Source organism: Photobacterium ganghwense, assembly GCF_003025595.1.
GTDB classification, from domain to species: Bacteria; Pseudomonadota; Gammaproteobacteria; order Enterobacterales; family Vibrionaceae; genus Photobacterium; species Photobacterium ganghwense.
In genome coordinates this window covers 71,641-82,181 of record NZ_PYMI01000013.1, presented here as the reverse complement: position 1 = coordinate 82,181, position 10,541 = coordinate 71,641, and the positions used below count along the sequence as shown (strand labels likewise).

Here is a 10,541-nt window from a genome sequence, read left to right as displayed (position 1 = left end):
GTCATTTTGAATTGGTCACTCAGTTCATCGATAAATCTTTTTGACTATCAGTTCACGAGTGCCCACACAGATTGCATGGTCAAATTGTTAAAGAACTTTTCTTTCACGTCGCTGGCTTATTTCGCCGCGCTCCGTGTCAGTGAGGTCGCATTATAGAGAGTTCGATCGGCTTGGCAAGGGCTTTTTTTGAAAAAAAATGCCCTACCGAAGCGTTCGCACAAAAAACACGCAAAACCACTAGGAGAGCGTATTACAGCGCCTTGAACTGACCTGCAAAAGCCGCGACTTTTTGCCAATCAGTATATTCAACCTCTTTCGAGGTATCGGTCTCTCCCCCCGTCAGACGCATGATGAACTGAATCATGACCCGATCGAACCACTTGTAGCGCGGATAACGCAAAGCACCGGCAAACACGCCCATCAGTTCAGGCCGCCAGGCGGATTTTTGTAGGAACTTCTTTATATAGACGCTGGTTTCCGGCGTATTCTTGCCTTCTTTACGTGCCGTCAGGTTCACGCAGAAAAAGCCGACTTTGTGTTGCGCCAGTGCTGACTGATGCTTGGCAATAAACTGATACAGCGCTTTATTAAGATGACCATAGCGGATCGAGGCGCCAATCAGAGCTCGGTCATACCGGGAAAATTCAACGTCAGGTAACTGATTTAAATCCACCAGCTCACACTGATATCCCTCGCCCAGCGAAGCTTCAATGTGACGCATGATTTTGATGGTTTGCCCATCACTGCTGGAATGAAGCAGTAATACTTTTTCCACCTTTCCTCCTTACTACCCCTGCTATCAGTGATTAGTTACGCCAAAACGTCGGCGTAAACAGCACCAGTAACGTAAAGACTTCAAGACGACCAAACAACATGGCCACAATCAACACCCACTTTGCGGTGTCGTTCACTTCCCCGAAATGCACCGCGACTTCGCCCAGCCCCGGCCCGAGATTATTCAGCGTTGCTGCCACAGCCGAGAATGCCGTTAGCTCATCCATGCCAGTCGCAATCAGGGCCAGCATACAAATGACAAAGACCAGCGCATAAGCCGAGAAAAATCCCCATACCGCATCGACAACTCGCTGTGGCAATGCCTTGTTCCCGACTTTGATGGTGTATACCGCGCGTGGGTGCACCAGGCGCTTCAGCTCTCGAATCCCCTGCAGCAATAACAGCAGCATACGAATCACTTTAATGCCCCCTCCGGTCGAACCTGCACAGCCTCCGACGAAGGAGGAAAACAAGAGCAACACCGGCAGGAACAGTGGCCACTCGGAGAAACCGGTTGTGGTAAAACCGGCTGTCGTTGAGATGGACACGGTCTGGAACAGCGCCTGATCAAAAGCATCAAAGTACGACTCATACGAATGATGCTTTAACAGCATGGAATAACAGATCGCCAACAGGATCAGCTGCGAAACCAGAAAGGCCCGAAACTCCGGATCCCGCGCGTAGGCACGCAGATTTATCCCGCCATGAGCAAATGCGGCAAAGTGCAGCGAGAAGTTACAGGCCGATATCAACAGAAACACCACGGTGATCATATTGATGGTGGAACTGTTAAAGTAGCCCATGCTGGCATCGTGAGTAGAAAATCCACCAATCGCGATGGTCGAGAAGCTATGAGAGATTGCATCAAAGACTGACATTCCCGCCAGCCAGAACGCCACGGCACAGGTGACCGTTAACGTCAGGTAGATATACCAGAGCGTTTTGGCGGTTTCAGCGATTCGAGGAGTCATCTTGCTGTCTTTGACCGGTCCCGGAATTTCCGCCCGGTACAGCTGCATGCCCCCGATCCCCAGTACCGGCAAGATGGCCACTGCCAGGACGATGATCCCCATACCACCGAACCATTGCAGCAGCTGACGGTAAAACAGGATGGCTTTAGGCAGATGGTCTAACCCGACAATTACTGTTGCCCCGGTCGTGGTCAGGGCCGAAAAAGATTCAAAAAAAGAATCGGTCACGGAGAGGTCTGGGGTTTTGGACAAGATAAAAGGCACCGCCCCGGCGCTGCCGATAACGGTCCAGAACAACACGACGATCAGGAAACCATCCCGGGCTTTTAATTCCCGGCGATAACGGCGGTTAGGCAGCCACAGCAGGGCCCCACCAGCCAGCAGTAAGAAGAAGGTGACAACAAAGGGAAAACCGGCCCCATCGCGGTAAATAAGGGCAACAATGGCCGGTGCCAGCATGGTGACACTGAATAATGCGAGCAGCAGCCCGACAATCCTAATAATAGAGCGAAATTGCATGGCCTGGTTCGGCTCTCATCTATGCTATTGATAAACAGGGTTTACGGGGCTTCAGCCGAGCGCGGGCTGGCTTCAACCTGACCGCCACTACGGTTGGTCAGCTTGGCACAAAAGGTGTCAACCTGACGCCGATCCAGCACTATAGTGAGGGTCACCCCATCGGCATAGACCGCATCAATTTGCTGCGCATCGTACTCTGCCATCAGGGTTTCCACCAATGACAACTGATTATACGCGCAGCTTACTGTTAATTCTGAAGTTATTATCTTTTCTTTGGTTTGCAGCACAGTTAGCGCTTGCTGCACACCGCCGCCATACGCTTTGACCAGACCACCGGTCCCCAACCGAATCCCCCCGTAGTAACGGGTGACCACAGCCGTGATCTCTCCCACACCGGAACCGGTCAGCTGGGCCAGAATCGGTTTACCGGCAGTCCCGGAGGGCTCGCCATCATCACTGAAGCCCCACTTCATGGAATCTTCCGGCCGGCCAGCGACAAACGCCCAGCAGTTATGACGGGCATCATGGTGCTTTTCCTTTATCTGCTGGACAAAGGCTTTAGCCGCTTCAACCGTAGGCGTGTGCGCCAGATAGGTAATAAAGCGGCTTTTTTTGATTTCTTCCTCAAACACTACCCCCTGGGCCGGAATGAGATAGGGCTGTGATGCTGTCATGCTTCTGCCATGCTGCTCGTCAAATTACGTGAACCACACAGAATAACACATCCTGCCCACGGCCTCGCCAACCAGATTACGGCTCCCGGCTCACAACTTGTGACTTTTTCCCCTGACGCGACCTACACTGAGAGCACAAACGGCAATGCCAGCAACAACCCAGATAACAAAAGGGAGGCTTACGCCTCCCTTTGCTGCTTTGGCCCAGTTAAACTTCGACCGATTATTGCGGGCGATTACGCTGCCCTACCAGCTCCAGTTTTGCCTGGCTGACACGGGGATCGCGCTCCAGCTCCGCCAGCAGAGGGAGCAAATCCCCCCCCGCCGCGGCTTTAAACAATACAATGTCTGTCCCGGTGAACACCACGTCCAGCTGATTATCCGCCGCAAATTGCTGCGCGCTGACACCCGGCGCGAGACGGACAAAAATTCCCCCGCTGACCTCTACCGGCCCCAGGGTTGACCCATCCGCCAGCAATCGATCCCCGACAAACAGACCCTCGCTCACTGTCGGAGCGGCACGAAGCATGCCAGGAGCCGCAGCCGTCGGCGCCAGTTTGGTGTAGCGCTTACCGTTCATTTCCACTTCGCCCGCAGCATGCAAACTCGCCTGCGCGTCAGCCGGTAACGGGGGAAGCTGTTCAGCCATTACAGAACCGGCACCCATCACCAGTGCCGCCAGCAGTCCGAACTGCCAATGCAATTTCTTCATTGTTTTTTCCCCTTATTGCCCTTGTGACCGAAGAAACGAATATCCCATGCCTTCAGCACCCCATCGGCACTGTTATTCGGGAAACTGATTGGGAAGGCGTTCGACGGATCAAAATACGCCACCCAGCTACTGCTGTCCTGGCTGGTATCCCGTACCACCAGCTGCCAGTTGCCTTTCGCTTTCTCACCGTAGAAATGGTGGGTCAGCAGCAACTGCTGCTCAAACCCGGTAATGGATTTGTCCAGCGACTGGCTTACCAGACCGGTACGTGGTGACAATAGGACACTGCGGGTACCGGACGGCGAGACCAGCTCGATCGCCAGATCATTCAGGCGCTCATGATCAAGATCCAGTTTGACCTGGACGCTCTCGACCACAAAGTTCTTGCGCTGATTAAACGTACTGGTCACCCCGTCAATCTTCGCATCCGGAATGACGGCATCTGCCTGAGTCGTTGCCCAGTCAGTAATCTGCAATGGCGGTAAATGCTTGCGGTAGTGCATCGCCATCATTACAGCCGCATCAATGTTGACCCGGCCAAAGCCATAAAAATTATGGAAATCGTATCCGGCCGCATTGGTTTGCCAGCCCGGTATCGCGTCATAGGTGGCTACATCTCCCGATGTCTGGGTAAAACTGAGCGAAACCCCCGAGTTAGCCGGATCGGTTTTGGTCGCTGTCGACGCCAGGATATGGCGGATGTCCCGCCAGCTCAGCGCCGGATTGGCCGACATGATCAACGCGACCGCACCCGATGTATTCGGTGCCGCAGATGACGTCCCGTTCATGGTGCCTATAAAGTCACAGTTCGGGTCAAGCTCATGGCCACCGTGCAAGCCGTTACTGGTATCACCAGTGACATTGCTGCCGGCTTCACAGCCCGACAAGTCGGTGGTAATCATGGCTGGTTTTTCATCACCGTATTCCCCACCCGGGGCAGAAACGAAGACGTTGGCTCCCACACTGCTGTAGGAAGACAAACCGCCGTCGGCATTGAGGGCCGAAACGACCAGGTTCCAGTAGTTGGCATTGGTCGGCGTCAGGTTACTGTCCTGCATCGGCAGCCCGGCATTAGCCGGACCGACCCGGGATTTATCGAAAAAGTCACCCGGTAGAACATAAGCACCGCCCAGCCCCTCGCCAATCCAGCCATAGAAATAACGGTAGCTGTTACCGGCCGACTTCACGAATAGACTGCCGCGCCCCTGATGGGCATCGCGGGTCACCTGCTCATACACTTGCTCTTCGAGGGCAAACTCAGGGTCCGTCAAATCATAAGCAATGGGGAAAATGGTGGAATAGCCGTAACTCTGGTTGAATACCCGGGTGTCTTGGGTATTGGCGGCCGCCCCGTGTGACATCAGCCATCCTTCCTGAGACTGGTTTTTCAGCCAGTTAAACCCTTTCAATCCGGCCCGGGGAGCCACTCCTCGGCCCCCGATCGCATTCCAGCCCACCGCTGCCGTTAAACCGGCTACCGCAGTACCGTGATTGTCGGACGGATCTTCCGGGCTGGGATCGTTGTCATTGTTCACCACATCCCAGGAGCCGGGACGAATATTGGCAGCCAGATCCGGATGGTGGATCTCCAGGCCGTCATCAATAACAGCGACATTCACCCCGACACCATGAATCCCCAGCAGATGAGTCAGCCACAGGTTCATGTCCTGACCGGGTGTCCCGGCGGTCTTAGCAAAAGCATTCTGGCCGGTATTGCGTAAATGCCACTGCTGACTGAACAACGGGTCACCGGGTGGTAAATCGGGTACCCAGCTGAAATCCATATCCGGCACCCATACCGGTTCAGGCTTCTTCATCATGGCTGCTTGCCCTGTCACCGGCAATAATGCCGCCGCCAGCGCCACAGACAAAAATGTCCGCTTATTCTTCATATCTATCGATCCTTCGATGGAATAAATCCGCAGCCCCGTGCTACGAATATCTCATTTACGATCGATACTTTTCAGCCTGCCAGTCTTCATCTTTCAGCTTTAGAGCTTTCTCCCAAAACCATCTAATTGACTGAAAAACAGAATAAATCACCTTCCAAAAAAGCAATATTTTGCATTTACATACCCTATCCCTCTTGGGTATAGATCAAGAAAGTTAAACAAATGTTTAAATTGAGTGTTGTAATTGTTGAGCAAGGGGTTCAGACTATTCTTTAACCTACTGGCAGGTCTAACTAGTTAAATCAATTCGGCTCAGACCGAACTTCACGGAGATAGAACATGATTTACCAAGGTGAAACCCTATCCGTTAGCTATCTGGAAGATGGCATCGCGGAACTCAACTTCAATGCCCCTGGCAGTGTCAATAAATTCGACCTGAAAACCCTAGAGAGCCTGAACGAAGCACTGAATGTCCTGTATCACCAAACCGAGCTGAAAGGACTGCTACTGACATCGGCTAAATCCGCTTTCATTGTCGGCGCTGACATTACCGAGTTCCTCGGCCTGTTTGCCAAACCGGCTGAAGAATTGTCTCAATGGGTGACCCATGCCAATGATATCTTCAACAAATTAGAAGACCTGCCGGTGCCGACACTGTCGGCGATCAATGGTCATGCTTTGGGTGGTGGCTGCGAATGTGTGCTGTCCACCGACTTCCGCCTGGCAGACAGCACGGCCCGCGTTGGCCTGCCGGAAATCAAGCTGGGCATCATGCCTGGATTTGGCGGCACTGTCCGACTACCTCGTCTGTTGGGGGCGGACTCCGCCATGGAAATCATTACTGCCGGTAAAGACAAAAAAGCCCTGGATGCCCTGAAATTGGGCCTGGTGGACGGTGTGGTCGAACCGGCGCAGCTGCGTGATGCAGCACTGGCCATGCTGAAAGAGGCCATTGCCGGTAAGCTGGACTGGCAACACCGCCGTGCCCAGAAAAAAGCCCCGCTGGCACTAAACAAGATCGAAGCCACCATGAGCTTTACCATGGCCAAAGGCATGGTGGCGCAAATTGCCGGCCCACACTATCCGGCCCCCATGACAGCCGTCAAAACCATCGAAGAAGCTGCCCGCTGCAGCCGTGATGAAGCGCTGGCTATCGAAAACAAACACTTTGTAACCCTAGCGAAAACCGACGTAGCCAAAGCATTGGTCGGCATCTTCCTGAACGACCAGTACATCAAAGGCCAGGCCAAACAAGCAGCCAAAGCCGGTAAACCAGCAGCTAAAGGCATGGTACTGGGTGCCGGCATCATGGGCGGCGGTATTGCCTACCAGTCAGCACTGAAAGGTGTGCCGGTAATCATGAAAGATATTGCTGACCCGTCACTGGAGCTAGGGATGGGAGAAGCGGCCAAACTGCTCAACAAGCAGATGGAACGCGGCTACCTTGACGGCCTGGGCATGGCCCGCGTCCTGAGCAGCATCACACCAACCCTCCACTACGCCGGTGCCGAAGACGTAGATGTGGTTGTGGAAGCGGTCGTGGAAAACCCGAAAATCAAAGCTGCTGTACTGAGCGAAGTGGAAGCGCTGGTCGGTGACGATGCCGTGATTACCTCGAATACCTCTACCATCCCGATCAACCAACTGGCGAAAAGCCTGAAGCGCCCGGAAAAATTCTGCGGAATGCATTTCTTCAACCCGGTTCACCGCATGCCGCTGGTTGAAATTATCCGTGGCGAGCACACATCGGAAGAGACCATTAACCGCGTCGTCGCGTATGCCGCGAAGATGGGTAAATCCCCGATTGTGGTCAACGACTGCCCGGGGTTCTTCGTCAACCGTGTGCTGTTCCCTTACTTTGCGGGTTTCAGCCTGCTGCTGCGTGACGGTGCCGACTTCACGCAAATCGACAAAGTGATGGAGAAACAATTCGGCTGGCCGATGGGCCCGGCTTACCTGCTGGATGTGGTGGGTATCGACACCGCGCACCATGCGCAAGCCGTCATGGCAGAAGGGTTCCCTGACCGTATGGGCAAAGACTTCAAAGACGCTGTGGATGTAATGTACGAAACCCAGCGCTTCGGCCAGAAAAATGGCAAAGGCTTCTACGCCTACACGGTTGACCGTAAAGGCAAGCCGAAAAAAACAGTGGATGCCGACGTGGCCGGGCTGCTGGCACCGGTGGTCAGTGGCAATGTGGAGCTGGATGCCGAGGCTATCATCGCCCGCATGATGGTGCCGATGATCAACGAAGTCGTTCGCTGTCTGGAAGAAGACATTATTGCTAGCCCGGCAGAAGCCGATATGGCGCTGGTATATGGTCTTGGCTTCCCTCCGTTCCGCGGCGGTGTGTTCCGTTACCTGGATACTGTGGGTCTGGCGAACTACGTGGCGATGGCAGATCGTTTTGCTCATCTGGGTGCCCTGTATGAGGTACCGGCTGGCCTGCGCGAAAAAGCGGGCAAAGGTGAAACTTACTACCCAGTACCAACCAACGCGTGATCACGGCTTAAGGATGAGGATTAATAAATGAATAACGTTGTAATTGTCGACTGTCTCCGTACCCCAATGGGCCGTTCAAAAGGCGGTGCGTTCCGCCATGTCCGCGCCGAAGATCTGTCTGCGCACCTGATGAAAGGCCTGCTGGCCCGTAACCCGCAGGTGGATCCAGCGGCCATCGAAGACATTTACTGGGGCTGTGTTCAACAAACGCTGGAGCAAGGTTTCAACATTGGCCGTAATGCCGCGCTGCTGGCCGGCATCCCGCACACCGTGGGCGCCACCACGGTCAACCGCCTGTGTGGCTCGTCCATGCAGGCACTGCATGATGCGGCACGCGCCATCATGGTCGGCGATGCGGACATTTGCCTGATTGGTGGTGTGGAACATATGGGTCACGTCCCGATGAACCACGGCGTCGATTTCCACCCGGGTCTGTCAAAGTCGGTGGCCAAAGCTGCCGGTATGATGGGGCTGACCGCGGAAATGCTTGGCCGCATGCACGGCATCAGCCGCGAAATGCAGGATGCGTTCGCTGCCCGCTCCCACCAGCGTGCCCATGCTGCAACGCTGGAAGGCCGCTTTACCAACGAAATCCTGCCAACAGAAGGCCATGATGCCGATGGCCGCCTGACGCTGCTGGCTCACGACGAAGTGATCCGCCCCGAAACAACCATTGAGTCGCTGGCTGCCCTGCGTCCGGTGTTTGATCCGGTTAACGGCACCGTGACCGCCGGGACATCTTCCGCCCTGTCTGACGGTGCCTCGGCCATGCTGGTCATGAGCGAGAGCAAAGCCCGCGCGCTGGGCCTGACCATTCGTGCCCGCATCAAGTCCATGGCGATTGCCGGCTGCGATCCGTCGATCATGGGTTACGGCCCGGTTCCGGCGACGCAGAAAGCCCTGCAGCGCGCAGGTCTGACAATCGATGATATAGATCTGGTTGAACTGAATGAAGCCTTTGCGGCGCAGTCACTGCCTTGCGCCAAAGATCTGGGTCTGCTGGAGAAGGTCGATGAGAAAGTGAACCTGAACGGTGGTGCGATCGCGCTGGGTCACCCGCTTGGCTGTTCCGGCTCGCGCATCTCGACCACGCTGATCAACCTGATGGAACATCAGGATGCGAAATTCGGCCTGGCGACCATGTGTATCGGGCTCGGTCAGGGGATCGCCACGGTCTTTGAACGAGTGGAATAAGCCTTTTCGCCTGATGAAGCCCGCTTTTGCGGGCTTTTTTTGATCTCTGTTAACTATGCAGTCACCGCATATATCAGATGATTAAGTTTCATTTTATTCATGGTTATTTGGCGTCTACACTCAAAACCAATTAAAGACGCCTGACGAATTCGGAGCTTCCCTATGTTTAAGGCCTTGGTACTCAACCAACACGACAAGCAGACCCTTGCAACGATTGAACAACTGGATGACAGCCAGCTGCCGGAAGGCAATGTGCTCATTGATGTCGATTACTCCTCCCTGAACTACAAAGATGGCCTGGCCATTACCGGGAAAGGCAAAATTGTCCGCCAGTTTCCTATGGTGCCGGGTATCGATCTTACCGGTACAGTGTGTGAGTCCAGCGACGAGCGTTACCAGCCTGGAGATAAAGTCGTGCTGACCGGCTGGGGCGTAGGTGAAGGCCACTGGGGCGGCATGGCCCAGAAAGCGCGCCTCAACGCCGATTGGCTGGTACCACTGCCTGCGGCGCTGGACGGCAAGCAATCGATGATGATCGGCACCGCCGGTCTGACAGCGATGTTGTGTGTCCAGGCACTGGTCGATGCCGGGGTCAAACCGCAAGCCGGTGAAGTGCTGGTAACGGGAGCCAGCGGCGGTGTGGGCTCAGTCGCGGTCACGCTACTGGCTCAACTTGGCTATCAGGTGGCAGCCGTGACCGGTCGTGCAGCAGAAAACGGGGATTGGCTGAAATCACTGGGTGCCAGCCGGATCATTGAACGCCATGAGCTGGAAGAACCGGCGCGTCCACTGGAAAAACAACTCTGGGTCGGCGCGGTCGATACCGTCGGCAGTAAAGTGCTGGCTAAAGTCCTGGCGCAGGTTGACTACGATGGTGCCGTGGCTGCGTGTGGGCTGGCGGGCGGATTTGACCTGCCGACCACAGTCATGCCGTTTATTCTGCGTAACGTCAAACTGCTGGGCATCGATTCCGTGATGTGTCCGTATGAAAAACGCATGGCGGCGTGGCAGCGTTTGAGCGAACTGCTGCCAGCGAGTTTCTACGCCCAGGCCTGCCGCGAAGTGAACCTGGAAGAGGTGCCAGAGTGCGCCGAGGCGATCACCCGCGGACAAATCACCGGTCGGGTGGTGATCAAACTGTAGCGGTAGCCATCATCAGTGTAAGCACTCACAGTGTAAACACTAACAGGCTGACGCGATCCGATCACAAACGACAAGACCCGAATGACTACCTTGGCCAGCCATCATGCTGGCCTTTTTTATAGCACGACTATGGCGATGAAGATGAAGATGAAGAGATAAT

General features: G+C 54.7%; 8 protein-coding genes. 3 read left to right on the top strand and 5 right to left on the bottom strand.

Annotation, left to right across the window (positions count from 1 at the left end):
* Positions 1–250 precede the first annotated feature (250 nt).
* The 5 genes from hemG to C9I92_RS24370 form a co-directional block, all read right to left on the bottom strand.
* A complete protein-coding gene (hemG, locus tag C9I92_RS24390; protein WP_047887529.1) occupies positions 251–775 on the bottom strand; it encodes a menaquinone-dependent protoporphyrinogen IX dehydrogenase in 525 nt (174 codons plus the stop codon).
* A 31-nt stretch (positions 776–806) separates the two neighbouring features.
* Entirely contained in the window at positions 807–2,264 is a 1,458-nt protein-coding gene (locus C9I92_RS24385; RefSeq protein WP_047887528.1) for a TrkH family potassium uptake protein, read from the bottom strand.
* Positions 2,265–2,305: 41 nt separating this feature from the next.
* Entirely contained in the window at positions 2,306–2,938 is a 633-nt protein-coding gene (locus C9I92_RS24380; RefSeq protein ID WP_047887527.1) for a YigZ family protein, read from the bottom strand.
* 223 nt (positions 2,939–3,161) lie between these two features.
* Entirely contained in the window at positions 3,162–3,650 is a 489-nt protein-coding gene (locus C9I92_RS24375) for a hypothetical protein (RefSeq protein ID WP_047887526.1), read from the bottom strand.
* Positions 3,647–5,542, bottom strand: coding sequence for a S8 family peptidase (locus C9I92_RS24370; RefSeq protein ID WP_047887525.1), 1,896 nt, complete (start codon positions 5,540–5,542; stop codon positions 3,647–3,649). The genes C9I92_RS24375 and C9I92_RS24370 overlap by 4 nt, the downstream gene beginning before the upstream one ends.
* 339 nt (positions 5,543–5,881) lie before the next feature.
* Between C9I92_RS24370 and fadB the strand changes: the two genes are divergently transcribed.
* From fadB to acuI, 3 genes are all read left to right on the top strand, one after another.
* On the top strand, positions 5,882–8,044 hold the full coding sequence (gene fadB / locus C9I92_RS24365; protein WP_047887524.1) for a fatty acid oxidation complex subunit alpha FadB: 2,163 nt from the start codon (positions 5,882–5,884) through the stop codon (positions 8,042–8,044).
* Positions 8,045–8,071: 27 nt separating this feature from the next.
* The gene (gene fadA / locus C9I92_RS24360; protein ID WP_047887523.1) at positions 8,072–9,238 is read left to right on the top strand and encodes an acetyl-CoA C-acyltransferase FadA; all 1,167 of its coding nucleotides are present in this window, start codon (positions 8,072–8,074) and stop codon (positions 9,236–9,238) included.
* 162 nt (positions 9,239–9,400) lie between these two features.
* Positions 9,401–10,381 (top strand): acrylyl-CoA reductase (NADPH), encoded by a 981-nt coding sequence (gene acuI / locus C9I92_RS24355; RefSeq protein ID WP_047887522.1) that lies wholly within the window; start codon positions 9,401–9,403, stop codon positions 10,379–10,381.
* The last annotated feature ends 160 nt before the right edge of the window (positions 10,382–10,541 follow it).

Bases quoted from the DNA above. Each gene is read 5' to 3' on its own strand.
- C9I92_RS24385 (WP_047887528.1), bottom strand. From the start codon at position 2,264: ATGCAATTTCGCTCTATTATTAGGATTGTCGGGCTGCTGCTCGCATTA.
- C9I92_RS24375 (WP_047887526.1), bottom strand. From the start codon at position 3,650: ATGAAGAAATTGCATTGGCAGTTCGGACTGCTGGCGGCACTGGTGATG.
- fadA (WP_047887523.1), top strand. From the start codon at position 8,072: ATGAATAACGTTGTAATTGTCGACTGTCTCCGTACCCCAATGGGCCGT.
- acuI (WP_047887522.1), top strand. From the start codon at position 9,401: ATGTTTAAGGCCTTGGTACTCAACCAACACGACAAGCAGACCCTTGCA.
- C9I92_RS24370 (WP_047887525.1), bottom strand. From the start codon at position 5,542: ATGAAGAATAAGCGGACATTTTTGTCTGTGGCGCTGGCGGCGGCATTA.
- fadB (WP_047887524.1), top strand. From the start codon at position 5,882: ATGATTTACCAAGGTGAAACCCTATCCGTTAGCTATCTGGAAGATGGC.
- C9I92_RS24380 (WP_047887527.1), bottom strand. From the start codon at position 2,938: ATGACAGCATCACAGCCCTATCTCATTCCGGCCCAGGGGGTAGTGTTT.